This window comes from Microbacterium sp. (genome assembly GCF_040394595.1).
Classification (GTDB): Bacteria; Actinomycetota; Actinomycetes; order Actinomycetales; family Microbacteriaceae; genus Microbacterium.
This window is the reverse complement of the sequence record NZ_JBEBSA010000017.1, coordinates 20,432-46,010: the sequence shown is the minus strand read 5'-3', so window position 1 is coordinate 46,010 and position 25,579 is coordinate 20,432. Positions and strand designations below refer to the sequence as shown.

Below are 25,579 nucleotides of genomic sequence, written 5' to 3'. Positions count from 1 at the left end.
CGACATCGTGTTCGTACCCTCGGTGCTCGTGCTGGCGACCTATCTGCTCGGTGTCGGGGCCGCGGTGCGGCTGTTCCGCGGACGTCTGCGGATGCTCGCGCTGCTGTCCGCGGCGCTGCTGCTCGTCACGGTCCCGTTCGCCGGATGGCACCTGCTGGTGCCCGCCGGGATCGCCGCGGGCGTCCTCCTCCTCGGAGGGGCGTCGCGCCGGATCCGCGGCGGGGAGGGCGTCAGGAGATCGTGAGCAGCTGGTGCCCGGCGGAGACCGTGGCGCCGGCGTCGGCGTTGATGTTGCCGACGACGCCGTCTTTGTGCGCCTGCAGCGGCTGCTCCATCTTCATGGCCTCGAGCACGACGACCAGGTCGCCCTTGACGACCTGCTGCCCCTCTTCGACGGCGATCTTGACGACCGTCGCCTGCATCGGCGACTTGACGGCGTCGCCGGATGCGCCGGAGTTGGCGGTGGTGGCGTGGCTGCGGCGCGACGGCGGGACGGCGGCCGGACGGCCGGCGGTGCCCGCGGCGACCGCCACGCGATCGGGAAGGCTGACCTCGAGCCGCTTGCCGCTCACCTCGACGACGACCGTGTGGCGGGACGCGGCGGCGGACGGGGCCTCGAGCTCGCCGTCCCACGCGGGGATGTCGTTCACGAACTCGGTCTCGATCCAGCGTGTGAAGACACGGAACACACCGTCCTCCGCGGTGAACGCGGGGTCGCGCACCACCTTGCGGTGGAACGGCAGCACGGTGGGCAGCCCGGCGACCTCGAACTCGTCGAGGGCCCGGCGTGCGCGCTCGAGCGCCTCGGCGCGGTCGCGGCCGGTGATGATGATCTTCGCGAGCAGCGAGTCGAACGCGCCGGAGACCTCATCACCGGCGGTGACGCCGGAGTCGAGGCGGGTGCCGGGGCCGCCGAACGTCTTGAAGACGTGGATCGGGCCGGGCTGGGGGAGGAATCCCCGTCCGGGGTCCTCGCCGTTGATGCGGAACTCGATCGAGTGCCCCTGCGGAGCCGGGTCGTCGTAGTCGATGGTCCCACCGGCGGCGATGCGGAACTGCTCGCGCACGAGGTCGATCCCGGTGACCTCTTCGGACACCGGGTGCTCGACCTGCAGGCGGGTGTTGACCTCGAGGAACGAGACCGTGCCGTCGGCGCCGATCAGGAACTCGCAGGTGCCGGCGCCCACGTAGCCGACCTCGCGGAGGATCGCCTTCGAGGCGTCGTAGAGCGCGCGGTTCTGCTCCTCGGTGAGGAACGGCGCCGGGGCCTCCTCGACGAGCTTCTGGTGCCGCCGCTGGAGCGAGCAGTCGCGGGTCGAGATGACGACCACGTTGCCCGCCGCGTCGGCGAGGCACTGGGTCTCCACATGGCGCGGCTTGTCGAGGTACTTCTCCACGAAGCACTCGCCACGTCCGAAGGCGGCGACCGCCTCCCGGGTGGCCGACTCGAACAGCTCGGCGACCTCGCCGAGCTCACGGGCGACCTTGAGGCCTCGTCCGCCGCCGCCGTAGGCGGCCTTGATCGCGATCGGCAGACCGTGCTCCTCGGCGAAGGCGATCACCTCGTCGGCGGAGTCGACGGGACCGGGGGTCCCCGGGGCGAGCGGCGCGCCGACCTTCTCCGCGACGTGGCGTGCGGTCACCTTGTCGCCGAGAGCCTCGATCGCCTCCGGGGAGGGACCGACCCAGATCATCCCCGCGCCGATGACGGCGCGGGCGAACTCGGCGTTCTCGGCGAGGAAGCCGTAGCCCGGGTGCACCGCGTCGGCGCCGGCCCGGCGAGCCACGGAGAGGATCTTGTCGATCTGCAGGTAGGTGTCCGCGCTGGTCGCCCCGCCGAGGGCGTAGGCCTCATCGGCGAGCCGGGCGTGGAGCGCGTCCCTGTCCTGGTCGGCGTAGACGGCGACGGAGGAGATCCCGGAGTCCCGGGCGGCGCGGATGATGCGTACGGCGATCTCGCCGCGGTTGGCGATGAGCACCTTGGCGATATCAGGCATGACTGCCAGCCTAGCGAGTGCGGGCTCGATCGCTTTGACGACTCTCCACAAGAAAAACAGTGGATCGTGTCGGAATGTCTCTCACGCCGCGGAGGTGCGGTTCCAGAGGTCCGTCCAGGTCACGCCCAGTTCTGCGGCGAGTCGCCGGAGGGTCGAGAGGGACATCCCGACCACGGTGGACGGATCGCCCTCCACCCGCGTGATGAACGGCCCGCCGAGGCTGTCCACGGTGAAGGCGCCGGCGACGAACAGCGGCTCTCCGGTCGCGACGTAGGCGTCGATCTCCTGATCGGTGACGTCGGCGGCGAAGGACACCGACGCCGCGGCGACCGCGGTCGCCTCGACCGGGGCGGCGCCGGGGCGCACCCGCCAGACGGCGTGCCCGGAGTGCAGCACGCCGGTGCGGCCGCGCATTCCGTGCCAGCGTCTGCGGGCCTCCTCGGGCGTATGCGGCTTGCCGTAGACGCGCCCGTCGAGGGCGAACATCGAGTCGCCACCGATGACGATGCCGTCGAAGTCCGGATCCTCTCCGGCGATCCGGCCCACCACGTCGGCGGCCTTCGCCCGGCCGAGGAGCAGGACGAGCTCCTCGGGGCGGAGGGGGCCGCCGCGCTCGGCGTCCGCGGCGACCGCGTCCTCGTCCACCGCGGGGGCCAGGGTCTCGGGTTCGATCCCTGCCTGTCGGAGGAGCATCAACCGGGCGGGGCTCGTCGAAGCCAGCAGAACGCGCATGGGCACAACGCTATCTGGGATCATCGGAGGATGACTTCCTCCGCGGGTGAACCGATCGAACTCGACATCACCGGCTTCGCGCACGGCGGCACGGCGATCGCGCGACATGACGGCCGGGTCGTGTTCGTCGCGGATGCGATCCCGGGCGAGCGGGTCCGCGCGATCGTGACGGATGCCTCGAAGTCGTCGTTCTGGCGGGCGGACGCCGTCGAGGTGGTGGAGGCGTCGCCGCACCGTCGACCGCACATCTGGCCCGAGGCCGACATCTCCCGCCCGCCGGAGGTCCGGGTGGGCGGTGCGGATCTGGGACACATCGCGCTCGCGCATCAGCGGGAGCTCACGCAGCGCGTGCTGCAGGAGGCGCTGGACAAGTTCGCCGGAGGCGGCCTCTCCGCTCCGGTCGTGGCGGGCGTCGACGACGGCGACGGCACCGGATGGCGCACACGGATGTCGCTGCACGTCGACGCCGACGGCCGGGTGGGGCCGTTCGCCGGGCGCAGCCATCGCGTGATCGACGTGGAGACGCTTCCGCTCGCCCGCCCCGTGCTCGCAGCGGCGGCGGCGGGGCTCCGGGGCGCCGAACCGGGACGGGTCTCGTTCGTGGAGCCCGCCGACGGGGAGGCCCGCGTGCTCCGTCACCCGGAGCGTCCCTCGAAGCAGCGTCGCGGGGCCCGGCCGCCCCGGCGCCCCCGCGCCGAGACGATCCTCGAACGCGTGGGGGATCGGGACTTCCGTCTCGACGCGGACGGCTTCTGGCAGGTGCACCCGCAGGCGGCGACCACGCTCGACGCCGCGGTGCGGAGCCTGCTCGACGGCCGGATCGACCCCGAGTCCACCCACTTCGACCTCTACGGCGGAGTGGGGCTCTTCTCCTCGACGCTCGCGACCCTCGGCGCGGAGGACATCGTGACGGTCGAGTCGGATGCGCGGGCGACCGCGCATGCGCGCGAGAACCTCGCCCCGCTCGACGTCACCGCCGTCACCGCACGGGTCGACCGATTCCTCTCCTCCCGGCCGAGCGGTGCGGGGACGGGCGCCGTGGTGCTCGACCCGCCGCGCGCCGGCGCGGGCCGTGAGGTGGTCGAGGGCATCCACGCGCTCGAGCCCGAGGCCGTGGTGTACGTCGCCTGCGACCCGGTCGCGCTCGCCCGCGATCTCGGGACCTTCCGCCGGCTCGGGTGGGAGGCCGCGGAGCTGCGCGCGTTCGACCTGTTCCCGCACTCCCATCACTTCGAGACCGTGGCCCTGCTCCTCCCGCCCGGCCGCGGGCGCTGAGTAGGCTGACCTCATGAGCACGGTCGCCTTCATCGACGATCACGAGTCCGTCCGCCTCGGCCTGGAGGCCGCCTGCCTGCGCGACGGCCAGCAGGTCGTGTTCTCCGGCGGCACCGTGAAGGACTATCTGCGCTGGCGCTCCGACGCGGGCGCGAGCCCGGTCGACGTCGTGGTGCTCGATCTGACGCTCGGCGACGGGACGACGGTGACCGAGAACGTCGCCACCCTCGTCGCCGACGGCGCGAGCGTGGTGATCCACAGCGTGGCCGATCGTCCCGCCGCGGTGCGGGAGGCCCTGGTCGCCGGCGCGGCGGGCGTCGTGAGCAAGTCCTCGGCCCTCGACGACGTGCTCGACGCGATCGCGACCGTCGCCCGGGGCGAGGCGCTCAACAACGTGGAGTGGGCCAGCGCGGTCGACGGCGACCGCGAGTTCGCCGATGCGCAGCTCTCCTCTCGCGAGAGGGAGGTGCTGCGCCTCTACGCGGCGGGCCTGCCGCTGAAGGTCGTGGCGGAGCGGCTGGGCGTCGCGTACTCCACGGCGAAGGAGAACATCACCCGCATCCGCGTGAAGTACGTCGAGGTCGGGCGACCGGCGCCGACCAAGGTGGATCTGCTGCGGCGGGCGATGGAGGACGGCATCGTGGCGCCGGACGGGACGCCGAGTGGCGGTTGACGCGCACGACATCCGGGAGGCGTGGCGCCGCGTCCCCTCACCGGGTGCCGTGGACGTGGGATACGAGCGCTTCACGGGGCGCCGGATGGAGCGCATCCTCGCCATCGTGATCGCGATCGGGGCCGCCGCGCTGGGGCTGCAAGCGCTCCTCAACGCCCTGAGCAGGATGCAGCGCGTGGACGCCCCGCACATCGCGATGCTCGTGATCGTGTTCCTCCCGCTGGTGATGATGCTGGTCGCCTGCGTCACGGGCGCTTTCGTGCGGGTCGCCTGCGGCGCCTTCGCGGTCTGCTACGCGATCGCGCTGCTGCTCTGGCCTGTCGTCGTGATCCCGAGCGCGCACGTCGCGGCGCAGCAGCCCTGGGTCTTCTACCTCGTCAACGTCGGCGTCGTCGCCGCCGTGTTCGCCTTCCCCGTGCCGCTGCAGTTCGCCTGGGCCGCGGGACTCCCGCTCGCCTACGGGTACGTCCGGCTCGTGCAGGGCGGCTTCTCGCAGGAGTTCTGGATCACCACCGCGTTCGACGTCTCCTTCACATTGATCCTCGGGATGGTGCTGGTCTCACTGGCGTGGATGTTCCGCTCGGTCGCCGCGGGCGTCGACGAGGCCCGCGACAGGACGGTCGCCAAGTACGCGGAGGCGGCCGCCGCCTCCGCGACGGAGGAGGAGCGCGTGGCCCTCGCCGCGCTCATGCACGACAGCGTGCTGGCCGCGCTCATCGCCGCGGCCCGCGCCGACAGCGAGAGGGAGCGGGACCTCGCGGTGGTGATGGCCCGCGAGGCGCTCACACGACTGGCGAACACGGAGATGTCGGTCGCGCAGGAGGGCAGCGACGAGCCGGTCGAGATCGCCCTCGTCATCGCCGAGCTCCGCCGCACGCTCTCCGAGCAGGGCGCGGACGCCGTGGTCGAAGAGCGCGGCGAGGGGCTCCCGGTGCCGGGGAAGGTCGCGAGGGCGATCGTGCTGGCGGCTCGTCAGGCGATTGGCAACGCGATGTCCCACGCCGCCGGACGCGGCCTGCACGTCGTCGTGGACGCCGCGCCCGGTGATCGCCTCGAGATCATCGTGTCGGACACCGGGCCGGGCTTCGACCCGGCGGCGATCGCCGAGGACCGTCTCGGCATCCGCGCCTCGATCATCGCGCGGATGGCCGCCATCGCCGGCTCGGCGGAGATCGACACGGGCGCGGACGGCACCGTCGTCCGGCTGCGCTGGGAGGACGAATGAAGCTCACGGTGCGCAGCATGGCGACCGCCCTCGCGCTGGGCTTCGCGGTGTACTTCGCCGCCCGCGCGATCTGGTGGACGGTGCAGCCCTCCGCCCCGCTGCTGCTCGTCGCGGCGATCGCGCTGTATCTCTCCGCGATGCTCACCGCCGTCCTCGCCGGCACCGCGCAGAGCGTCAGGATGCCCCTGTGGTGCGGCGTGCTGGTGACCGTCATCGCGGTCGCGGTGCCCGCGCTGGCGAGCGGGGCCCTCGACGCGGACGACCTGTACGCGCCGTTCGCGACCTGGTACGTGGGCGCCGTCGGACTGCTCGCGGTGGTGTGCATCGTACGCCGCCGCTATCTCGTCGGGTGGCTGATCCTCGTGCTGCTGACGGCTGAGACCTGCGTGTTCATGGGGGTCGGCAGCGGGTTCGAGCTCGGGCTCGTCGGCTCGATCACCTGGGTCGTGGTCGCGCAGCTGCTGGTTCTGTTCTGGGATCGCGCGGTGCACGACACGGAGCGGCTCGTCGACATCCAGCAGGCCGTCACCGCCTGGCATGCGACCCAGCAGGTCCGGCAGCGCGAGCGCCGGATGCGGGTGCAGTTGGCGCTCGCGGTCGCCGGGCCTCTGCTGAGTCGCACCGTGGCGGCGCACGGCGAGCTCGACGACGAGGAACGCACGCAGGCGACGCTGGCCGAGGGGCGGCTCCGGGACGAGTTGCGCGGCGAGAGCCTGCTCAACGACGCGGTGCGCGAGGCGATCACCGACGCCCGGCGTCGCGGGATCGCCGTGACCGTCTTCGACGAGGGCGGGCTCGACGGCATCGATGACGCCCGCACGGGAAGGATCCGCGACGAGCTCGCCGAGGTGATCTCCGGAGCCCGGTCCGACCGGGTCATCATCCGGGCCCGGCGCGACGACCGGATCGCGGTGACCGTCGTGGGGCGGGCCGGATCGGGGCGCACCCGCGATGAGGACGACGTCGATCTCTGGCACGAGATCCCGCGCGAGGACCCTTGAGCCACTCCGACGGCGGACCGGGGTAGGACTGAGAGAGGCGAGGGGCGGCGAAGCCGCCCGCCCCTCGCCGCGCGGACGAGTTACCCGAAAACTGTCCGCATGGGGGACGATCTCATGCCTGCCTACCCTGGGACAGAAAGGACCGTCGAACGCGAAGCGTTGGTACAAGTCTCGCGGGCTGCAAGAGATCTGTCTGTAGGTATTTCGGGGGACAAGGATCCGGGCCGGCGATCAGCCCGAGAAGCGTCCCCAGGGGATGTCGCGGCGCAGCGGAGCGCGCAGGGGCCGCTGTGTGCGTGTCCACGCCGACACGCGCTCTTCCCGCACCACCGCGCCGGCCGCCTCCCGGGCGTAGGCGTCCGTGACCACGGCGATGAGCGCGGCGAGCTCCTCCTCGGTGGGCGCTCCGCGGACCACGTCGAGGAGGGGCTGCTCCGGCTGCTGCTCCCCGGTCACAGCGGGATGTTCCCGTGCTTCTTGGGCGGCAGCTCGGAGCGCTTGCCGCGGAGGGCGCGGAGCGCCTTCGCGATCGACACGCGGGTGTTCGCGGGCTCGATGATGCCGTCGATCTCACCGCGCTCGGCGGCGAGGAAGGGCGATGTCACGCTGTAGGTGTACTCGTTGGCGAGGCGGGTGCGCACGGCAGCGACGTCCTCGCCGGCCTCCTCGGCGCGCTTGATCTCGCCGCGGTAGAGGATGTTCACCGCGCCCTGCCCGCCCATCACGGCGATCTCCGCGGTGGGCCAGGCGAGGTTCACATCGGCGCCGAGCTGCTTCGAGCCCATCACGATGTAGGCGCCGCCGTAGGCCTTGCGCAGGATCACCGTGACGAGCGGCACGGTGGCCTCCGCATAGGCGTAGATGAGCTTCGCGCCGCGGCGGATGACGCCGGTCCACTCCTGATCGGTGCCGGGGAGGTAGCCGGGCACGTCGACGAGGGTGACGATCGGGATGGAGAAGGAGTCGCAGAAGCGCACGAAGCGGCTCGCCTTCTCGCCGGCCTCGATGTTCAGCGTGCCCGCCATCTGGGAGGGCTGGTTGGCGATGATGCCGACCGAGCGCCCTTCGACGCGTCCGAAGCCGATCACGATGTTCGGTGCGAACAGCGGCTGCACTTCGAGGAAGTCGCCGTCGTCGACGACGTGCTCGATGACGGTGTGGATGTCGTAGGGCTGGTTGGGGGAGTCCGGGATGATCGTGTTCAGCACGCGATCGGAGTCGGTCGTTTCGAACTCGAAGGAGGACTCGTAGCCGGGGATCTCGGCCATGTTGTTGTCGGGCAGGAAGCCGAGCAGGGTGCGCGCGTAGTCGATCGCGTCGTCCTCGTCCGCGGCCAGGTAGTGCGCGACGCCGGAGCGCGTGTTGTGCGTGTACGCGCCGCCGAGCTCCTCCATGCCCACGTCCTCGCCGGTGACGGTCTTGATGACGTCGGGGCCGGTGACGAACATCTGGCTGGTCTTGTCGACCATGATGACGAAGTCGGTGAGCGCCGGTCCGTACACGGCACCGCCCGCGGCCGGGCCCATGATGATCGAGATCTGGGGGATCACGCCGGAGGAGCGGGTGTTCAGGCGGAAGATCTCGCCGTACTTGCTGAGCGCGAGCACGCCCTCCTGGATACGGGCGCCGCCGGAGTCGAGGATGCCGATGACGGGCATCCCGCTGGTGAGCGCGAACTCCATGATCTTGATGATCTTGTCGCCGGAGACCTCTCCGAGCGAGCCGCCGAACGTGGTGAAGTCCTGCGAGTACACGGCGACGGTGCGGCCGTGGATCGTGCCGATGCCCGTGACGACGGAGTCGCCGTAGGGGCGGTTGCGGTCCATGCCGAAGGCGGTCGTGCGATGCCGCACGTACTCGTCGAACTCGACGAAGCTGCCCGGATCGACGAGCAGCTCGATGCGCTCGCGGGCGGTCATCTTGCCCTTGGCGTGCTGCTTCTCCTGGGCGTTCTTCTCGGCGTCGACGACGGCCTCGGTGTAGCGGGCCCGGAGGTCCGCGATCTTGGCAGCTGTCGTCGAGAGGTCAGGCGTGTCCGTCACGGATTCCACCCTAGCGCCGGGGTGCGCTCGGCCGTTGGATGCTCGCCACAACGGCTGGCGGGATCCTTTGGCCGGTTCGCTCAGTGCCGGGGCATCCAGCGGCCGCCGTTCTCCCAGAACGTGCCGATGTCCTCGAGCGGCCGCCCCTTGGTCTCCGGGGCCAGCCAGGACACGAAGCCGAAGGCGAGCACGGCGACGACGCCGAAGATCGCAAACGTGCCCGCACCTCCCGCGGCCTTGAGCAGCACGGGGAAGAACGCTCCCACGATGACGTTGGCGACGAGGTCGGAGGTGAGCATGACGCTCGCGCCGAGGGAGCGGAGGTGCGCGGGCATCGCCTCTCCGGCGTAGACCCAGACGAGGGAGCCGAAGCCGAACGTGAAGCCCGCGGTGAACAGCATCAGTCCGATGAAGCCGAGCACCGTCAGCGCGCCGGTGAACTTCCCGCCGCCGGCGGCGAACACCCCGACGAGCAGTGCGTTGGCCGCGATCATCGTGCCGATGCCGATGAGCAGCACGGGACGCCGGCCCATCCGGTCGATGACGGCGAGGGCGATGAACACCGCGACGAGGCCGGCCGCCTGCACGAGTGCGGAGAGGCCGAGCTGGGTGACGTCGTCGGCGTAGCCCATCGCCTTGAAGATGCTGGGGCTGTAGTAGACGATCGCGTTGATGCCGGTGATCTGCACGAAGAAGCCGAGGCCGATCACGAAGACCGTCGCCCGGAGGTACGGCTTGCGCAGGAGGTCCAGCCAGCCGGACGTGTGCGCGGTCGCGAAGCCTGCGGTGATCGTCTCGATCTCGGCGTCGACGTCGACGCCGTCGCCTTCGATGCGGGAGAGCGCGGAGCGCGCCTCCGCGGTGCGTCCCTTCATGACGTACCAGCGGGCGGTGTCGGGGAGCCTCAGGAGCAGAAGGGTGATGACGATGCCGGGGATCGCGGCGAGCCCCAGCATCCAGCGCCAGCTGTGGGTGGGGGCCAGGCCCATCGCGATGAGGTAGCCGAGCACGATCCCGGTGACGGTGGCCACCTGGTAGAGCACCAGGAACGCCCCCCGGGAGCGCGCCGGAGCGGACTCGGCGACGAACACCGGGACGACGACGACCGAGACGCCGATCGTCAGCCCCAGGAGGAACCTCGCGACGATGAGGAACTCCAGGCCGGGGGCGACGCCGCTGAGGAGCGAGAAGATCGTGAAGGTCGCCGCGACGGCGACCATGGTGGGCTTCCGGCCGATGCGATTGGCGAGCGCGCCACCGAAGAGGGCGCCGAGGATCTCGCCGACCACCACCGTCGTCGTCACGAGCCCCTGGCCCGCGGCGTCCAGGTGGAAGTCATCGGTCAGATAGATCAGCGCGCCGCCGATGTTCGACGAGTCGTAGCCGTAGATGATCCCGACCGTCGCCGCGGCGATGCCCACGAGCAGGGCGAGCCTCGTGAGCTTCGGATTCTCGGTGAGGGCGTGCATCTCAGTGCCTTCCGTCCATGGCGCCCGGCGCGGGAGCGTATCCGACCGTACACCCGGCCGCGTTCATGCCACGAACCGCCAGACGTACTCGAGTCCGTCGTGCTGACGGAACCAGGCCAGGGTCACGACGACGTCTTCGACGCCGCCGTCGCACAGGCACAGCTCCACGTGCTCCGCCGGCAGCACCCGGCCCCAGAGCTCGGTCGAGACGCCCTTCCCCGGGATGTCGCTGACCGCTCGCACGAAATCGACCGGCTCGTCTCCTGCGTTGACGATCCGAGGGTGCGTGCGATCGTTCCGGTCGACGCGCCACGGAACCCGGTATGCGGCGGGGAGCCAGACGTCGGACGGGAAGTGCGGGGCCATGGGGCCACCGTAGGAACCGGCACGGACGATCCGGGGCCGATCTCGCCCGCCGATCACGGGCTTGGGGAGATCAACGGATCATTCGTCGGCGGGGGACGGGGAGTCGGGCAACTCGGCGCGCCGACGCAGCGCCGAACCGGCGCGCCGTCCGGCGAGCGACGCTCCGCGCACGGCGGTTCCCGCGGCGCCCGCCACGGCGTTGCCGACCCGCTGGGCTCCGCGGAGCATCCGGGCCTCGAGCCGCTGCGAGCCCGGCACCGGCTCGAGCTCGGCGGGCAGGACGGCCGGCGCCGCGCCGAAGGCCTTCCGCGAGGTCGTCAGCACGCGACGTCCGAGCAGGTGGTTGCCGGCGCCGCCCACCGCGGCCCCGATGCCGAAGGGGAGCGCCTTGCCCAGGAACGAGGCGCCGCCCCGTCCGGCGAACTGCCGGATGAACATGCTCTTCAGCCGGTCCACGAGCGGACCCATGGCCGCACGGGGGAGGGACTTCGTCACCATCTCGCCCCAGTAGGTCGAACGCGATGCGCCCCGTCCGGCGGCCTGGCCGGCGAGCTGGGCGACGAGGTCGACGCCCTCCTTGCCGAGCATCAGCGTCATCACGAGAGCGCGGGCCCTGTCCGGGTTCTCCACCGGGATCCCGTGCACCTCCGCGACGGACTGCGCGAAGAGAGCGGTCGACTCGATGAAGCCGACCGTCTCGATGCCGGAGAGCGCGAGGGTCATCCCCGTCCCGATGCCCGGCACGACGGCGGTGGCGCCGACGGCCGCACCGCCTGCCGTGACGGCCGCGAGGTAGCGCATCTCAAGCATGCGCACGATCTCGGCGGGCGTGGCGCGCGGGTTGCGGAGACGGATGCTGCGGATGTGCGCGACCACGAGAGGACGCTGCACCGCGAGCACGCGGTCGAGTCCGCGCACCATGAGCGGGTGCTCCGACGAGCCCGTCGGCGGCACCGGGGAGTCCCACGGCGCGTCCTCCGGGAGGGAGTGGATCCTGTGCACCTTCTCGCGCATGAGGCGATCCTAGGGAGACGCCGCCGCGAGAATGCCGAGAGCCCGGCCGCGTGCGCGGGCCCGGGCTCTCGGAAGGTCTGGTCAGACGAAGAGGTTCGCGCGCTCCAGGTCCTCGGCGAAGTCGATCTCGACCGCGTAGAGGTCGGAGACGTCCATCGGCTCGAGCAGCAGGCCGTCCTCGGCGATCGCCAGCTCGAGGCCGCGCTCGAAGTAGTCCTGGTCCTCGACGCGCTGCAGCTGGCGCATGAACGCCTTCTTCTGCGAGGAGGAGATGTAGTTGATGCCGACGGCCTCGCCGAGACCGCCCTTGACCACCTTGGAGAGCTCCTTGATGTAGCCCTCGGCGGTGACCGTGTACTTCACCTCTTCATCGCTCACCTTGGAGGTGTTGACGGTGACGAACGACTGGTCGCGCTCGATGAACTCGATCGCGCGGCCGAGGATGCGCGGGTCGAACACGACGTCGCCGTTCATCCACAGCACGCCGCCGCGGCCGGTGGCGCCCAGGGCGCGCAGGAGGCTCTTCGAGGTGTTGGTCACGTCGTAGCGCTCGTTGTGCACGTAGTTCGCGCGGGGGAAGGCCTCGACGATCGTCTCGGCGCGGTAGCCGACCACGGTCGTGATGCGGGCGTCGTCGCCGAACACGGCGCGGATGTTGTCGTGCTGCTGGCCCATGATGGTGCGGCCGTCGCTCAGCTCGGTGAGAGGCTTGGGGAGGGCCCGGCCCAACCGCGAGCCCATGCCGGCCGCGAGGATGACGGTCTGAAGAGTCACGAAAGCTCCTAAGAATGTGTGTTCACTGTCGATTCATCGACGGGACACTTCTTCGTGCCGGGATCATGGTAGCGAAGGCGTCTGGGAGTCTGCAGGCGAGAGCTCGGCCGTTGTCGTTTCGTGATGCAGTACACACCGAACGTTCAGGAAGTGGTGACTTCCGGGGTGGGATCGCGACACACCCCGGGAACCTCACAGTGGCATTGATACCGTAGCGGGTGTGACTGCTCCTCCCGATTCCGCCGACCGCTCCGAAACCGACGCGACTCCGGAGGACGCGGCCCGGGCCGAGCCGAGGCCGGCGGCGCGCAAGGCGCCGGCGAGGCGACCGGCGTCCACCGCGAAGAGCGCAGCGGCGTCGGCGGAGAAGCCCGCCGCCGCGAAGCCGAGGGCGACGGCGAAGAGCACGACGGCGAAGAGCTCTGCCGCCAAGGGCGCACCGGCGAAGAGCGCCGCGGCGAAGAAGGCGGCGACGACGACTGGCGCAGCGGCCAAGAGCGCTGCGGCGAAGACGGCCCCCGAGGAGGACGTTTCCGCGGTGTCCGCGAAGGCCGGGGAAGCGAAGTCCTCCGCAGCAGCGAAGACGACCGCGGCGAAGACGGCCTCCGCCCGGACGGGCGCCGCGAAGACCGCGGCGGCCAGGACCGCGGCGGCGAAGTCTGCGGCGGCGGCATCCGCCGAGGCGAAGACGGCGGCGGGACGGGCGGCGTCCGCCTCGGCGTCGGCCCGCACCTCCGCCGCGAAGACGGCGGCGGCACGAACCGCCGCGGCCAAGGCGGAGACGACGACGAAGGCCTCGCAGGCCGCGTCCCGCCGCACCGCCGCCGCGAAGGCGGCGGCCGCGGAGGCCGCGCAGAAGCGCGCCTCCGAAGAGGCGCCGTCCGAGGCGGCGGAGGCTCCGGCGAAGAAGGCGGCGCCGCGGAAGACGACCCCCCGGAAGCCGGTCGCGAGGAAGACGGCGGCCGCCGGCACCGCGTCGGCGCGCACCGCCCGCCCGAAGGCCGGGGCCGCGAAGGCGTCCGACGTCGAGGCCGGTTCTGACGCTCCGGAAGAGACCGCGATTCCGGGTGATGCGCCCGAGGTCGCCGTGCCCCAGAATACGAGCAGGGAATCCGCGGCTGCGGAGTCCGCTGCGCCGTCCCCCCTCGAGGCGGAGGCGTCCGCCGGGGAGGAGGCGATCGTGGAGGAAGGGACCTCGGAGGTCCAGGCGCAGGACGACGCGCGTGCGGACGAATCCGCCCCGGAAGCGCCGGTGCAGGACATCGCGGAGGAGCAGCCGGAGCCCGGCGACGTCGCGGCGGCGGGCGAGGAGCCGGTCGCATCGGAGACTCCTGCGGCGTCGGCTGACGCGGCGATCGTCATCAGCGGACTGGTCAAGCACTTCGGCGATCTGGCCGCGGTCGACGGCATCGACCTGGTGGTCCCGTCCGGGATCTTCTACGGGATCGTCGGTCCCAACGGCGCCGGCAAGACCACCACGCTCTCGATGGTCGCCGGCCTGCTGCGCCCCGATGCGGGCAGCATCGTGATCGGCGGCGTCGATCAGCGTGCCGACCCCCTCGGCGCGAAGCGGATGATGGGCGTACTGCCCGATCGGCTGCGCACGTTCGACCGGCTGACCGGGCGTCAGCTCCTCTACTACTACGGGCTGCTCCGCGGCCTCGACTCCGCGGTGATCGAGAAGCGCACCGCCGATCTGGCGCGCGCCTTCGACCTCACCGATGCGCTCAGCCGGGTCGTCTCCGACTACTCGGCCGGCATGACGAAGAAGGTCATGCTCGCCGGGGCGATGATCCACTCGCCCCGCGTGCTCGTGCTCGACGAGCCCTTCGAATCGGTCGATCCGGTGTCCTCCGGCGTGATCCTCGACATCCTCCGCAGCTACGTCGCCCACGGCGGCACCGTGGTGCTGTCCAGCCACGGCATGGACCTCGTGGAACGAGTGTGCACCCGGGTCGCGATCATCGTCGGGGGAGAGGTCCTGGCCGAGGGCACGGTCGACGACGTCCGCGCCGGGCAGTCCCTGGAAGCGCGTTTCGTCGAGCTCTCCGGCTCCGGCGGCGAGGTGGAGGGGCTCGAGTGGTTGCACACGTTCTCCGACTGAGGCTCGCGCTGCTCGTCGGCGCCCTCCGGGGCGCGCGGCCGCTGCGGGTGATCCTCGGCCTGCTCGCGGCGGTCGTCGTCACCGGCGCCGCGTGCGCTGCGGTGCTGAGCCTGTCCGACGCCCCGCTCGAGACCGCCCGCTCGGTCATCGTCCTCGGCGGCGCGGCCGTGTTCCTGGCGTTCCTCGTCGGTCCGATGCTGGTCGGCACCGTCGACCAGCTCGACCCGCGGCGCTTCGCCGTGTTCGGCGTGGACGAGAAGAGGATGCCGTGGGTGCTCGCGCTCGCCGCGGTGCTCAGCGTGCCCAGCGCCGCCCTGATCGCGGTCGGCACGTGCGTCGCGATCGTCGCGATCGGGTTCGGCACCCCCTGGCCGCTCGCGGTGCTCGCGACCCTCGTCGGCGTCGCGGTGACGATCGTCGCCTCCCGCATCGGGATGGCGGTCAGCACGATGCTGCTGCCGGAGCGCCGTTCCCGCGAGCTGACCGCGCTCTTCGCGCTCGCGGTCATCGTGGTCGCCTTCCCCGTGGCGGTGTACTTCGCCTCGCTGAACTGGGAGGGCGCCGTCCCCTCCGCCGTGGCCACCGCGGCCGCGATCATCGGCTCGAGTCCGTTCGGCGCCGCGCAGGGCCTGGTGTTCGCCATGGCGCAGGGCGATGCCGCCGGCGCCTGGCTGAGCGGCGTCGTGGGCGGCCTCACCGCGATCGGGGCCGCGTTCCTGTGGCGTGCGCTCGTGCGCCGGCTGCTCACCACCACCGAGCGGCCCGTCGCCTCCCGCGAGAGGGCGGGTCTCGGGTGGTTCGCGGTGCTGCCGTCGAGCGCCTTCGGCGCGGTGGCGTCGCGGAGCCTGGTGTACTGGCTGCGCGATCGGCGTTACATCGTCAACGTCATCGTCGTGCCGATCGCCGGTGCGCTCACTGTGCTCCCGCTCATCGTCGCCGGAGTGCCGATGCCGATCGCCGCTCTCGTGCCCGCCCCCGTGATCGCGCTCTTCCTCGGCTGGCTGCCGCACAACGACGTGGCCTACGACTCGACGGCCGTCTGGGTGCACATCGCCAGCGGCCTGCGCGGCGTGCCCGACCGTCTCGGGCGCCTGGTCCCGATCACCCTGATCGCGGTGCCGCTGCTCGCCGTCGCCGTGTCCGTCACCCTCGCGGCGATCTCCGACTGGTCCCTGCTGATGCCCTTCACCGGGGTCGTCGCCTGTCTCTTCCTCTCCGCGCTCGGCATGTCGTCGATCGCCTCGGTGATCGCCCCCTACGCGGTGTCGCGTCCCGGGGACAGCCCGTTCCAGCAACCGCAGCGCTCCTCCTCGTACGGCTCCTTCGGGCCGGCGCTGACGTTCCTCGGGGCACTCGTGCTCAGCGTGCCGGCCGTCTGGCTCCTCGTGCTGACGATCCTCGGCGGGAACGGCTACGGCCCGGTCGCGTTCTGGACCGGGATCGTGATCGGCGTGCTCGCGCTGGCCGCCGGCGCCGTCGTGGGCGGCCGCATCTTCGAGCGCAGCGGGGAACGCCTGATGGAGTTCGCGGAGACCACCTGACCAGCCCCCGGGGCGGTCCACGCGGCTAGACTCACGGCATGAGTACTCCGCTGGACAGCCCCGATCAGGGCGGCGTGGCAACGCTTGATCGCGAACTCGAAGAGCTCCTCCGCGAGGAGAACCTCGAGCCCGGCGACCACGAGCGCTTCTCCCACTACGTGAAGAAGGAGAAGATCCTCGAATCGGCGCTCACCGGAAAACCGGTGCGCGCCCTGTGCGGGAAGAAGTGGACTCCCGGGCGCGACCCGGAGAAGTTCCCGATCTGCCCGACCTGCAAGGAGATCTACGAGTCGATGACGGCCTGAGGCCGGCCCGCCTCTCAGCTGGCGTCGACGAAGACCGTCGGGATGGCGGGGTCCGACTTGCTGAGCGCCAGCGCCCGCACCGGGAGCTCCTCGCGCACGCGGAGGTGGTGCGCCCGCGCCGCCGCCGTGCCTTCGACGCCCTCGTAGGAGGCGTCGATGTCGCCGTTGTCGACCAGGACCACCTGCAGCGGGCGGGCGTCCGGGTGCTCCGAGGGCATGTCCAGCTCATCGAACCCCGCCGAGACGGCGATCGTCTCGGCGACGGCCGTGCCGTGCTCGAGGGAGCGGAAGGCCGCCTTCCGACCACCCTTCGACGCCTTGTCCGCCGAGGCCTTCGCGACCGGGATCCACGCGCCGGAGGAGTCCTGGCGGGCGACCAGCTTGTAGACCATGCTGGCCGTGGGGTAGCCGGATCCGGTCACCACCGAGGTCCCGACGCCGTAGGAGTCGACCGGGGAGGCGGCCAGCGCGGCGATCGCATACTCGTCGAGGTCGCTCGTCACGGTGATCCTGGTGCCCGTCGCGCCGAGCTCGTCGAGCTGCGCCCGGACCTCGGCGGCGACGATCGGCAGGTCGCCGGAGTCGATGCGTACGCCTCCCAGCCCTGTCCCCGCGACCCGGATCGCCGTCTCGACGCCGGTGCGAATGTCGTAGGTGTCGACGAGGAGCGTGGTGTCGGTGCCGAGTGCCTCGATCTGCGAACGGAACGCGGACTCCTCGTCGTCGTGCAGGAGCGTCCAGGAGTGCGCCGCGGTGCCCATCGTCGGGATGCCCCAGCGTCGCCCCGCTTCGAGGTTGCTCGTCGCGCCGAAACCGGCGATGAACGCCGCGCGGGCCGCGGCGATCGCGGACTCCTCCGCGGCTCGGCGCGAGCCCATCTCCGCGAGCGGGCGCTCGCCGGCGGCGATGCTCATCCGTGACGCGGCGGTCGCGACCGCGGAGTCGTGGTTGAGCACGCTGAGCGCGATCGTCTCGAGCACGACCGCGTCGGCGAAGGTCCCCTCGACGGTGAGGAGGGGCGAACCAGGGAAGTACAGCTCGCCCTCGCGGTAGCCGCGGATCGTGCCGGTGAACCGGTAGTCCGCGAGGTGCTTCAGCGTCTCGGCGTCCACCACCCGTCCGTCGCGCAGGTGGCGCAGCTCGTCGTCGCCGAAGCGGAAGTCCCGCAGGAGGGTGAGGAGGCGGCCGGTGCCGCCGACCACGCCGAAGCGGCGACCTCCGGACAGCCGGCGGGAGAACAGCTCGAACACGGAGGGACGGAAGGCCGTCCCGTCGCGCAGCGCCGCGGCCATCATGGTCAGTTCGTAGCGGTCGGTGTAGAGCGCCGTCGACGAGGTCATGGGCTCAGCATAGTGAGCGCCCTGGTGTCCAGACCGGGAGCGCGGAGGGAGCCGTGAAAGTCTTTTGCATTGCCCGTCTAATTTGTGAATACTACTTACAGATGCGGGAACGACCCGCCGCTGTGTTCAACGAGGATCAGGGACAGGGACTCACATGAAGATTCGCGTCACGTCGACCATCGCGCTGGGAGCCGTCGCCGCACTGGCGCTCGCCGGCTGCTCGGCCGGAGACAAGCCCGCCGGTGCGCCGGACGGCAAGGGCAAGACCATCACGGCCTGGATCATGCAGGGCACGAACCCCGACTCCTCGGCATATCTCGACGCCGTCTCCAAGGCGTTCACCGAGAAGACCGGCGCCAAGGTGAAGTTCGAGGAGGTGCAGTGGGCGGACGCCCACAACCGCTTCGTGACCGCGATCGCAGGCGGGACGGCTCCCGACGTCGCCGAGACCGGCACCACCTGGACGCCCGAGTTCGCGGACGCCGCGGCGCTGGTCCCGCTCGACGACTACGTGGCCGAGGAGAAGGGTCTCGCAGACGACCTGGTCAAGGGGCTGAAGGAGGCCGGCACCTACGACGGCAAGCTCTACGGCATGCCCTGGTACGCGGGCGTGCGCTCGATCGTCTACCGTGCGGACGTCTACGAGGAGCTCGGCCTCAAGGCGCCGACCACGTGGGACGAGATCGTCTCGAACGGCGAGAAGATCAAGGCCGCGCACCCCGACATGGCGGCGTTCGCCGTTCCGGGCAACGCCGAGTTCCAGGTGTACCCCTGGGTCTGGGGCGCCGGGGGAGAGGTCGCCGTCAAGGACGGCGACAAGTGGAAGTCCGAGCTCGACTCCGCGAAGTCGCAGGAGGGCCTGACCTTCTACACCGACCTCGCCCTGAAGCACGGGTTCTCGACGGCCGGTGCGACCACGTGGAAGGAGACCGACGTGCGCGACGCCTTCACCCAGGGCAAGGTCGCAACGATGATCTCCGGCTCGTGGACCCCGAAGTCGCTGCTCGAGGCCAACCCCGAGCTCAAGGGCAAGATCGGCGTCGCGGTGATCCCGGGCAAGGACGGCGGCATCGCGCCCTCCGTGCTGGGCGGCTCGCACCTGTCGATCTTCGAGGACTCGAAGGAGCCCGAGCTCGCCTGGGAGCTCGTCAAGCTGATGACGGTCGGCAAGTTCGCCTCCGAGTGGGCCGACGCCACCGGGTACTTCCCGGGGGTCGAGTCGCTCATGAAAGACGCACTCGCATCGACCGACCCGCTGATCGCCCCGTTCGCCAAGCAGATGGTCGAGGGCGGCGCCTCCGTGCCGGTGACGCCGAAGTTCGGCGCGGTGCAGGCCAAGCAGACGACCAACACGATGATGCAGTCGATCCTCAGCGGTCAGAAGGACGTCGCCGCCGCGTCGAAGGACGCCGCCGCGGAGATGACCGACCTGCTGAACACCAAGTAGGCCGTCCGTGAGCTCCACGCTCCCCGTGACGGCGCCCGCGCCGGGGAAGGGGTCCGCCCCCTCCCCGGCCGGGGCCGGCAGGAAGAAGCCGCTGATCACCCGGGTGCGCCCGTGGCTGCTCCTCGGCCCGGCCCTCGTCGTACTCGGGGTGCTGCTGCTGTGGCCGCTGCTGCAGGTGGTGCTGCTGTCGTTCCAGGACTACGGTCTGCGCGAGATCCGCCGCGGCACCACGAACTTCAACGGCATCGACAACTACGTCGAGGCGCTCACCGACCCGCAGCTGTGGACCGTCGTCGTCCCGAACACCGTCGGATTCGCCGTCGTCTCGGTGTTCGCGACCGTCGCCTTCGGCACGCTGGTCGCTCTGCTGATGGCACGGCTGAACCTGGCCTGGCGCACCGTCGTCGGCAGCGCGATCATGATCGCCTGGGCGATGCCCGCCGTCACCGGCACCTACGTGTGGACGTGGATCTTCGACGCCGACCGCGGCGTCTTCAACGCCGCCCTCCAGTCGATGGGCCTCATCGACGGGCCGGTCAACTGGTTCACCGACCGCTGGGCCTTCTACGGGATCGTGCTGCTGAACATCGTGCACCACGGCTTCCCGTTCGTGGCGATCACCGTGCTCGCCGGCCTCCTCGGGGTGCCGAAGGAGATGCTCGAGGCCGCCGCCATCGACGGCGCCGGCGCCTGGCGCCGCTTCTGGAAGATCGTCTTCCCGACCCTCCGTCCGGTGTTCTCCGTCGTGATCATCCTCTCGACCATCTGGGACTTCAAGGTCTTCACGCAGGTGTTCCTGATGCCGGGAGGCGCGGGGTCCAACAGATCCGTGCTCAACCTCGGGGTCTGGTCTTACGTCGAGTCGTTCGGGCAGAACAGGTACGGGTTCGGGTCCGCGCTCGCCGTGCTGCTGACCCTCGTGCTCCTCGGGATCACCGTCGTCTACATCCGGACCCTGCTCAAGGAGGACCAGCTATGAGGAAGTCCTCGCCCCTGGCGCGCGTCGGCGTCGCCGTCGCGGTCGTCGCGCTGCTGCTCTTCACGCTCTTCCCGGTGTACTGGATGGTGATGAGCTCCTTCGACAAGAAGGCGTCCAGCGGCGGCGGCAACCTGCTGCCGAAGGAGTTCAGCTGGGACAACTTCACCTACGTCCTCACACAGGGCGGGTTCGACGTGTTCCTCCGCAACTCCGCGATCGTCGCCCTCATCACGGTGCTCGCGAGCGCCCTGATCGCCCTGCTCGCCGCGGTGGCGGTCACCCGGTTCAAGTTCCGGCTCCGCACCTCGATGCTGCTGATGATCCTGGTGGTGCAGATGGTGCCGCTCGAAGCGCTCGTCATCCCGCTGTTCATCCAGGTGCGCAACCTCGGGCTGCTGAACACGCTCATCGGGCTGACGATCGTCTACATCGCGCTGTCGCTCCCGTTCGGGATCTGGATGCTGCGCGGATTCGTCGCGGCCGTCCCCGTCGAGCTCGAGGAGGCCGCCTACATCGACGGCGCCTCGTGGTGGCGGATGTTCCGCTCCGTGCTCCTGCCGCTCGTGATGCCCGGCCTCGTCGCGACGAGCGTGTTCTCCTTCATCACCGCCTGGAACGAGTTCATCTTCGCTATGACGCTCCTCGGCGGGGAGAAGGGCCAGTACACCGTGTCGATCGGTCTCCGGCAGTTCTTCGGCGAGCACTCCAACGAGTGGGGCTACATCATGGCGGCATCGACGCTGATCACCATCCCGGTGATGATCTTCTTCGTCGTGGTGCAGCGGAGACTCAGCGACGGACTCGTCGCGGGGGCGGTGAAGGGATGAGCACCGACGACGAACTGGTCCGCCTGGCCAACGGCGTGGTGTGGCCGGGGTTCCTCGGCATCGACGTGCCGGAGTGGCTGGAGCGCGAGCTGCGCTCCGGTCTCGCCGGCGTCGTCTACTTCGCGCAGAACCTCCACGGCGACGTCGCCGCGCTCAGCGAGCGGATCCACGCGATCTCGCCGTGTGCGCTCATCGGCATCGACGAGGAGGGCGGCAGCGTCACCCGGCTCGAGACGGCGACAGGGTCGACCGTCCCCGGCGCCGCTCAGCTCGGCGCCGTCGGCGACCTCGAGGCGACCAGGGCGACCGGCGCCGAGATCGCGCGGCGCTGCGGCGTGCTCGGCATCGACGTCGTGCTCGGTCCGGTGGCGGACGTGAACACCGATCCCCGAAATCCCGTGATCGGCACCCGGGCTTTCGGGGCCGAGACCGCACTCGTCGCGGAGCACACGGCCGCCGCGGTGCGAGGCATCCAGGAGGCCGGCCTGGCCGCCTGCGTCAAGCACTACCCGGGGCACGGCGACACGCACACCGACTCGCACCACGACCTCCCCCGGCTCGAGCTCACGGCGGAGCAGATCGCCGCGGCGCACCTCCCACCGTTCCAGGCGGCCGTCGACGCCGGCGTGCGCGCAGTGATGACCGCACACATCTGCGTGGAGGAGTGGGGGGAGGAGCCGGCGACGCTCAACCCGGTGGTGCTGGGCGGCCTCAGGGCGTCCGGCTTCGACGGCGTCATCATCACCGACGCGCTCGACATGGCCGCGATCCGCGAGACGGTCGGCATCGGCGGCGGAGCGGTGCGGGCCCTCGCCGCGGGCGCCGACCTGCTCTGCATCGGCAACCCGACCAACCCCGGTCCCGCGATGGCCGAGGACCAGGACGAGCGCGACTTCCACGCCGCGCGCGATGCGATCGTCGACGCCCTGCGCGACGGAACGCTGTCCCGGGCCCGCGTTGAGGAGGCGGCCGCCCGCGTCGCCGCGCTCGCCGCGGCGCTGACCCGGCCGGCTCCCGACGCCGCTCCCGCGCCCTCCTACGACGCCGAGGACATCGTGCGCCGGGCGATCACGGTGCGCGGCGCACGGCGCTCCATCGCGGACGGGCCGACCCCGGTGATCGATGCGCGGCGCAGCTCGTCCCTCGCCGTCGACAGTGCCGCCTCGCACGTCGCGAACGAGCTCGCCGCCGGTGGAGACGTCGTCCGGCTCGACGCGGAGGATCCGTCCTCCGCGGACACGGCGGCCGCTGCCGCGGGGTCCTGGACGCGCGCCGGAGTCCTCCTGCTGGACCGTCTCGACGGATCGGCGCAGTCGGCGCTCGCCGCCGCCGTACGCGAGAGCGCCCCGGAGACGATCGTCGTCAACACCGGACTCCCGGTCGGGGACGTCCCGGGAGCGATGGTCCTCGACCTGCGAGGCGCCAACCTCATCGGCGCACGGATCGCGCGCCGGATGCTCGTCGGAGCCTGACATGAGGGTGTGCGCGCTCCAGTCCGGAACCTCCGCGGACGGCATCGACGTGCTCGTCGTGGATGCGGAGGCGGACGGCGACCTGCTCGCGGTCACGCCCGTCGTCTGGCGCACCGTGCCCTGGGAGGTCGGGCTGCGCCGCGACATCATCGATGCGGCGCACGGCACCGCCCTCGACGCCGCGGCCTGGTGCGCGCTCGACACCCGCCTCGGTGAGGCCTTCGCGGACGCCGTCGCCGGATCCGGGGACCTCGACCTCGTGGTCTCGCACGGGCAGACGCTCTACCACTGGGCCGACGGCGGACGCATCCGCGGCACCATGCAGCTCGGCGAGCCCTCGCTGATCGCCGAGGCCGCGGGGTGCCCGGTGATCTCGCACGTCCGGCACGCCGACATCGCCGCGGGCGGGGAGGGCGCCCCGCTCATGGCGGTGCTCGACCGGCTGTGGCTCGGAGCGGATGCCGCGGACGGTGGGCGGCCGATCGCGACCGCGAACATCGGCGGGATCGCGAACGTGCAGGTCGTCCATCCGGACGGGACCGTGCGGGCCTGGGACACCGGGCCCGGCAATGCGCTGATCGACGCTCTCGTGGAGCGGACGACGGCGGGCGTCGAAGGGTACGACCGGAACGGCGCGCTCGCCGCCGGGGGCGCGGTGCACGGGGAGCTGCTCGGCCTCCTGCAGACCCATCCGTACTTCTCCCGCCCGGCTCCGAAGACCACCGGGCGCCACGAGTTCTCTCTCGCGCTCGTCGACGAGGCGATCGTCCGGCTCGACGGTCCCGTTCCGTCCGACGCCGACCTCGCCGCCACCCTGGTCGAGCTGACCGCATGGAGCCTCGGCACCGCCCTCGTGGAGAGCGGCGCGGCCGAGGCCGTGCTCTCCGGCGGCGGTGTGCACAACCCCGTGCTCATGCGCCGCCTCGCCTTCTGGGCACAGGGCGTGACCGTCGCATCGAGCTCGGAGCGCGGGATCGATCCCGACTCCCGGGAGAACCTGATGTTCGCCGTGCTGGGCGTGCTGTCCTGGCACGGGATCCCGGTCTCCCTGACGACGCCGTCTCCGCGGGTGGCAGGACGGATCACCCCCGGCCCCGCGCCGCTCGTCCTGCCGCAGCCGCGTCCCCCCTTCACACGACTGGAGATCCGCCGATGAGCACCCACGACGAACTTCGCGCCGAGCTGAGCACGCTCGCGACCGAGGAGGTCGATCCGCGATACGCCGGACTCGACACGCTCACGACGACGGATCAGGTCGCGCTCATGGCGGCGCAGGGCGTGGAGGCCGCGCAGGCCGTCGCCGCACGCCAGGCGGAGCTCACCGCGGCGGTCGACGGGATCGTCGCGCGGAGGGCCCGGGGCGGGCGGCTGATCTACATCGGCGCGGGGACGGCCGGGCGGATGGGCGTGCTCGACGCGAGCGAGATCCCGCCCACCTACGGCACGGATCCGCAGGAGGTGCTCGGCCTCATCGCCGGAGGCGACCAGGCCCTGCGCAACGCCGTGGAGAACGCCGAAGACGATGCTGACGCGGGCGCCGCGGCGCTCGACGCGATCGGCGTCGGCGCGGACGACGCCGTCGTGGGCGTCTCGGCGTCGGGGCGCACGCCCTATGTCGTCGGGGCGCTCGGCCGCGCGCAGGCCGCCGGGGCCTTCACGATCTCGCTCGCGTGCAATGTCCACGCCGAGATCTCCGCAGGGGTGGACGTCGCGATCGAGGTCGAGGTCGGCCCGGAGGTCGTCGCGGGGTCGACCCGCCTCAAGGCCGGGACCGCGCAGAAGCTCGTCCTCAACACCCTCTCCACTCTCGCGATGGTGCAGGACGGCAAGGTGCTGGGGAACCTCATGGTCGACGTGAGGTCGACGAATGAGAAGCTCCGCGTCCGTGCCGAGCGCATCGTCATGAGCGCCAGCGGCTGCGACCCCGTGACCGCGTCCGCCGCGCTGACCGCCGCGGACGGCTCGGCGAAGGTCGCGATCCTCATCGCATCGACCGGGACGGACGTCGCGTCGGCGCGCGCGGCTCTCGACGCGGCGCACGGGCGTCCGCGGGCTGCGCTCGGCGCCCTTCGCGCGGTATCGTCGGCGCAGGCCGGGGGAGCGCCGGGAGGAGCCGAGGACGCGTGACTGATCCGCTGGCGGCGCTGCGCAGAGATCCGACGGGACTGAGCGCCGCCGAGACGCGCCTCGCGCGCCGGATCGTCGCCGACCCGACCATCGTCGTCGACCTCACGATCACCGATCTCGCGGTGCTCTGCGAGACCTCGCCCGCCACGGTCGCGCGCTTCGCCCAGACCCTCGGCTTCAGCGGGTACCGGCAGTTCCGCCTCGAGCTCGCGCAGGCGCTGAGCAGGGAGAGCGCCGAGCGCGAGCGCTTCGGACTCGATCAGGACGACGTGCTGGCCGACGATGCGGCGGAGAGCGTCGCCGCCAAGATCGCCTACCAGGAGATGCGCGCGATCGAGCAGACCGCGCACGGGCTCGACGCCGCCGCGATCGACGCAGTCGCGGGCCTGCTGGGCTCTTCGGGCTCCACCGACATCTTCGCCGTGGGGGCGTCCGCGCTCGCGGCCTCGGACCTGCACCTCAAGCTCGCCCGCATCGGGATGACCGCCTGGCATGCGCCGGACGTGCACTTCGCGCTCGTGCAGGCGGCGCAGCGGCGTCCCGGTGACGTGGCGGTGGGGATCTCGCACGGCGGGACGACCAGGGAGGTCATCGAGCCGCTGGCGCTCGCCCGCGACGGAGGGGCCGCCACGATCGCCATCACCAACGCCCCGGAGTCGCCGATCACCCGCCACGCCGACTGGGTGCTGCTGACGAAGGCCAGGGAGTCGCCGTTCCGGATCGGAGCGACCGCGAGCCGGATCGCGCAGCTCGCCGTCGTCGACATCGTGTTCACGCGGATCGTGCAGGCGCGCACCGACTTCGCGCGCGACGTGCTGCGACGCACTCGCGAGGTCATCGACCGCCACAACGCCCCGAAGGGCTGACCG

The 25,579-nt window shown here is 71.4% G+C and carries 25 protein-coding genes; 15 read left to right on the top strand and 10 right to left on the bottom strand.

From position 1 onward, the window contains the following. The first annotated feature begins 7 nt into the window (after positions 1–7). Positions 8–244 (top strand): hypothetical protein, encoded by a 237-nt coding sequence (locus ABWO84_RS13615; protein ID WP_353115439.1) that lies wholly within the window; start codon positions 8–10, stop codon positions 242–244. Here the strand turns inward: ABWO84_RS13615 and ABWO84_RS13610 are convergent. Both ABWO84_RS13610 and ABWO84_RS13605 read right to left on the bottom strand, forming a co-directional pair. After that, complete coding sequence (locus ABWO84_RS13610) at positions 231–1,997, bottom strand: acetyl/propionyl/methylcrotonyl-CoA carboxylase subunit alpha (protein ID WP_353115437.1); 1,767 nt, start codon at positions 1,995–1,997, stop codon at positions 231–233. The two genes, ABWO84_RS13615 and ABWO84_RS13610, sit on opposite strands and share 14 nt — an antisense overlap. An 81-nt stretch (positions 1,998–2,078) precedes the next feature. Continuing rightward, a complete protein-coding gene (locus tag ABWO84_RS13605) occupies positions 2,079–2,729 on the bottom strand; it encodes a Maf family protein (RefSeq protein ID WP_353115435.1) in 651 nt (216 codons plus the stop codon). Between the two features lie 30 nt (positions 2,730–2,759). Between ABWO84_RS13605 and ABWO84_RS13600 the strand changes: the two genes are divergently transcribed. The 4 genes from ABWO84_RS13600 to ABWO84_RS13585 are packed head-to-tail and all read left to right on the top strand — an operon-like array spanning position 2,760 to position 6,903. Next, positions 2,760–4,004 carry a class I SAM-dependent RNA methyltransferase gene (locus ABWO84_RS13600; RefSeq protein ID WP_353115433.1) on the top strand — a complete coding sequence of 415 codons (1,245 nt, stop codon included), beginning with the start codon at positions 2,760–2,762 and terminating at the stop codon, positions 4,002–4,004. 13 nt (positions 4,005–4,017) lie between these two features. Further along, the gene (locus tag ABWO84_RS13595; protein WP_353115431.1) at positions 4,018–4,677 is read left to right on the top strand and encodes a response regulator; all 660 of its coding nucleotides are present in this window, start codon (positions 4,018–4,020) and stop codon (positions 4,675–4,677) included. Next, positions 4,667–5,902, top strand: coding sequence for a sensor histidine kinase (locus tag ABWO84_RS13590; RefSeq protein ID WP_353115429.1), 1,236 nt, complete (start codon positions 4,667–4,669; stop codon positions 5,900–5,902). The genes ABWO84_RS13595 and ABWO84_RS13590 overlap by 11 nt, the downstream gene beginning before the upstream one ends. Next, positions 5,899–6,903: a hypothetical protein gene (locus ABWO84_RS13585; protein WP_353115427.1), complete on the top strand. Its 1,005-nt coding sequence runs from the start codon at positions 5,899–5,901 to the stop codon at positions 6,901–6,903. The genes ABWO84_RS13590 and ABWO84_RS13585 overlap by 4 nt, the downstream gene beginning before the upstream one ends. Before the next feature lie 231 nt (positions 6,904–7,134). Here the strand turns inward: ABWO84_RS13585 and ABWO84_RS13580 are convergent, their stop codons facing one another. The 7 genes from ABWO84_RS13580 to ABWO84_RS13550 all read right to left on the bottom strand — a co-directional run bounded on the left by ABWO84_RS13580 (position 7,135) and on the right by ABWO84_RS13550 (position 13,555). After that, positions 7,135–7,359, bottom strand: a complete 225-nt coding sequence (locus tag ABWO84_RS13580) for an acyl-CoA carboxylase subunit epsilon (protein WP_353115425.1) — start codon at positions 7,357–7,359, stop codon at positions 7,135–7,137. Beyond that, positions 7,356–8,954, bottom strand: a complete 1,599-nt coding sequence (locus ABWO84_RS13575; RefSeq protein WP_353115423.1) for an acyl-CoA carboxylase subunit beta — start codon at positions 8,952–8,954, stop codon at positions 7,356–7,358. The genes ABWO84_RS13580 and ABWO84_RS13575 overlap by 4 nt, the downstream gene beginning before the upstream one ends. Before the next feature lie 71 nt (positions 8,955–9,025). Beyond that, positions 9,026–10,414 carry a sugar porter family MFS transporter gene (locus ABWO84_RS13570; RefSeq protein ID WP_353115421.1) on the bottom strand — a complete coding sequence of 463 codons (1,389 nt, stop codon included), beginning with the start codon at positions 10,412–10,414 and terminating at the stop codon, positions 9,026–9,028. Between the two features lie 63 nt (positions 10,415–10,477). Next, positions 10,478–10,780, bottom strand: coding sequence for a hypothetical protein (locus tag ABWO84_RS13565; protein WP_353115419.1), 303 nt, complete (start codon positions 10,778–10,780; stop codon positions 10,478–10,480). 78 nt (positions 10,781–10,858) lie between these two features. Beyond that, positions 10,859–11,794 (bottom strand): hypothetical protein, encoded by a 936-nt coding sequence (locus ABWO84_RS13560; protein WP_353115417.1) that lies wholly within the window; start codon positions 11,792–11,794, stop codon positions 10,859–10,861. A gap of 81 nt (positions 11,795–11,875) precedes the next feature. Next, the gene (locus ABWO84_RS13555) at positions 11,876–12,568 is read right to left on the bottom strand and encodes a phosphocholine cytidylyltransferase family protein (protein ID WP_353115415.1); all 693 of its coding nucleotides are present in this window, start codon (positions 12,566–12,568) and stop codon (positions 11,876–11,878) included. A 192-nt stretch (positions 12,569–12,760) separates the two neighbouring features. Continuing rightward, positions 12,761–13,555 (bottom strand): hypothetical protein, encoded by a 795-nt coding sequence (locus ABWO84_RS13550; RefSeq protein ID WP_353115413.1) that lies wholly within the window; start codon positions 13,553–13,555, stop codon positions 12,761–12,763. Between the two features lie 193 nt (positions 13,556–13,748). Between ABWO84_RS13550 and ABWO84_RS13545 the strand changes: the two genes are divergently transcribed. The 3 genes from ABWO84_RS13545 to ABWO84_RS13535 are packed head-to-tail and all read left to right on the top strand — an operon-like array spanning position 13,749 to position 16,518. After that, complete coding sequence (locus ABWO84_RS13545) at positions 13,749–14,672, top strand: ABC transporter ATP-binding protein (RefSeq protein WP_353115411.1); 924 nt, start codon at positions 13,749–13,751, stop codon at positions 14,670–14,672. After that, the gene (locus ABWO84_RS13540; RefSeq protein ID WP_353115409.1) at positions 14,648–16,213 is read left to right on the top strand and encodes a hypothetical protein; all 1,566 of its coding nucleotides are present in this window, start codon (positions 14,648–14,650) and stop codon (positions 16,211–16,213) included. Before ABWO84_RS13545 ends, ABWO84_RS13540 begins: the two co-directional genes overlap by 25 nt. Before the next feature lie 38 nt (positions 16,214–16,251). Beyond that, positions 16,252–16,518 (top strand): DUF3039 domain-containing protein, encoded by a 267-nt coding sequence (locus ABWO84_RS13535; protein ID WP_353115407.1) that lies wholly within the window; start codon positions 16,252–16,254, stop codon positions 16,516–16,518. 14 nt (positions 16,519–16,532) lie between these two features. Here ABWO84_RS13535 and ABWO84_RS13530 read toward each other — a convergent pair whose 3' ends face one another. Then, positions 16,533–17,858 carry a nicotinate phosphoribosyltransferase gene (locus tag ABWO84_RS13530; protein WP_353115405.1) on the bottom strand — a complete coding sequence of 442 codons (1,326 nt, stop codon included), beginning with the start codon at positions 17,856–17,858 and terminating at the stop codon, positions 16,533–16,535. A 154-nt stretch (positions 17,859–18,012) separates the two neighbouring features. Here ABWO84_RS13530 and ABWO84_RS13525 point away from each other — a divergent pair, with 154 nt between their 5' ends. Genes ABWO84_RS13525 through ABWO84_RS13495 form a run of 7 tightly spaced genes read left to right on the top strand, consistent with a single transcriptional unit; the run spans position 18,013 to position 25,576 of the window. After that, positions 18,013–19,305 (top strand): sugar ABC transporter substrate-binding protein, encoded by a 1,293-nt coding sequence (locus ABWO84_RS13525; RefSeq protein WP_353115403.1) that lies wholly within the window; start codon positions 18,013–18,015, stop codon positions 19,303–19,305. Positions 19,306–19,312: 7 nt separating this feature from the next. Further along, entirely contained in the window at positions 19,313–20,284 is a 972-nt protein-coding gene (locus tag ABWO84_RS13520; protein ID WP_502915417.1) for a carbohydrate ABC transporter permease, read from the top strand. Further along, positions 20,281–21,111, top strand: coding sequence for a carbohydrate ABC transporter permease (locus ABWO84_RS13515; protein ID WP_353115401.1), 831 nt, complete (start codon positions 20,281–20,283; stop codon positions 21,109–21,111). Before ABWO84_RS13520 ends, ABWO84_RS13515 begins: the two co-directional genes overlap by 4 nt. After that, a complete protein-coding gene (locus ABWO84_RS13510) occupies positions 21,108–22,583 on the top strand; it encodes a glycoside hydrolase family 3 protein (protein WP_353115399.1) in 1,476 nt (491 codons plus the stop codon). The genes ABWO84_RS13515 and ABWO84_RS13510 overlap by 4 nt, the downstream gene beginning before the upstream one ends. Before the next feature lies 1 nt (position 22,584). After that, positions 22,585–23,739 (top strand): anhydro-N-acetylmuramic acid kinase, encoded by a 1,155-nt coding sequence (locus ABWO84_RS13505; RefSeq protein ID WP_353115397.1) that lies wholly within the window; start codon positions 22,585–22,587, stop codon positions 23,737–23,739. Continuing rightward, positions 23,736–24,710 carry an N-acetylmuramic acid 6-phosphate etherase gene (gene murQ, locus ABWO84_RS13500; protein WP_353115395.1) on the top strand — a complete coding sequence of 325 codons (975 nt, stop codon included), beginning with the start codon at positions 23,736–23,738 and terminating at the stop codon, positions 24,708–24,710. Before ABWO84_RS13505 ends, murQ begins: the two co-directional genes overlap by 4 nt. Further along, positions 24,707–25,576 carry a MurR/RpiR family transcriptional regulator gene (locus ABWO84_RS13495; RefSeq protein WP_353115393.1) on the top strand — a complete coding sequence of 290 codons (870 nt, stop codon included), beginning with the start codon at positions 24,707–24,709 and terminating at the stop codon, positions 25,574–25,576. The genes murQ and ABWO84_RS13495 overlap by 4 nt, the downstream gene beginning before the upstream one ends. Positions 25,577–25,579 lie beyond the last annotated feature (3 nt).

Bases quoted from the DNA above. Each gene is read 5' to 3' on its own strand.
- ABWO84_RS13610 (WP_353115437.1), bottom strand. From the start codon at position 1,997: ATGCCTGATATCGCCAAGGTGCTCATCGCCAACCGCGGCGAGATCGCC.
- ABWO84_RS13605 (WP_353115435.1), bottom strand. From the start codon at position 2,729: ATGCGCGTTCTGCTGGCTTCGACGAGCCCCGCCCGGTTGATGCTCCTC.
- ABWO84_RS13600 (WP_353115433.1), top strand. From the start codon at position 2,760: ATGACTTCCTCCGCGGGTGAACCGATCGAACTCGACATCACCGGCTTC.
- ABWO84_RS13595 (WP_353115431.1), top strand. From the start codon at position 4,018: ATGAGCACGGTCGCCTTCATCGACGATCACGAGTCCGTCCGCCTCGGC.
- ABWO84_RS13585 (WP_353115427.1), top strand. From the start codon at position 5,899: ATGAAGCTCACGGTGCGCAGCATGGCGACCGCCCTCGCGCTGGGCTTC.
- ABWO84_RS13570 (WP_353115421.1), bottom strand. From the start codon at position 10,414: ATGCACGCCCTCACCGAGAATCCGAAGCTCACGAGGCTCGCCCTGCTC.
- ABWO84_RS13565 (WP_353115419.1), bottom strand. From the start codon at position 10,780: ATGGCCCCGCACTTCCCGTCCGACGTCTGGCTCCCCGCCGCATACCGG.
- ABWO84_RS13560 (WP_353115417.1), bottom strand. From the start codon at position 11,794: ATGCGCGAGAAGGTGCACAGGATCCACTCCCTCCCGGAGGACGCGCCG.
- ABWO84_RS13535 (WP_353115407.1), top strand. From the start codon at position 16,252: ATGAGTACTCCGCTGGACAGCCCCGATCAGGGCGGCGTGGCAACGCTT.
- ABWO84_RS13530 (WP_353115405.1), bottom strand. From the start codon at position 17,858: ATGACCTCGTCGACGGCGCTCTACACCGACCGCTACGAACTGACCATG.
- ABWO84_RS13525 (WP_353115403.1), top strand. From the start codon at position 18,013: ATGAAGATTCGCGTCACGTCGACCATCGCGCTGGGAGCCGTCGCCGCA.
- ABWO84_RS13515 (WP_353115401.1), top strand. From the start codon at position 20,281: ATGAGGAAGTCCTCGCCCCTGGCGCGCGTCGGCGTCGCCGTCGCGGTC.
- ABWO84_RS13510 (WP_353115399.1), top strand. From the start codon at position 21,108: ATGAGCACCGACGACGAACTGGTCCGCCTGGCCAACGGCGTGGTGTGG.
- ABWO84_RS13505 (WP_353115397.1), top strand. From the start codon at position 22,585: ATGAGGGTGTGCGCGCTCCAGTCCGGAACCTCCGCGGACGGCATCGAC.
- murQ (WP_353115395.1), top strand. From the start codon at position 23,736: ATGAGCACCCACGACGAACTTCGCGCCGAGCTGAGCACGCTCGCGACC.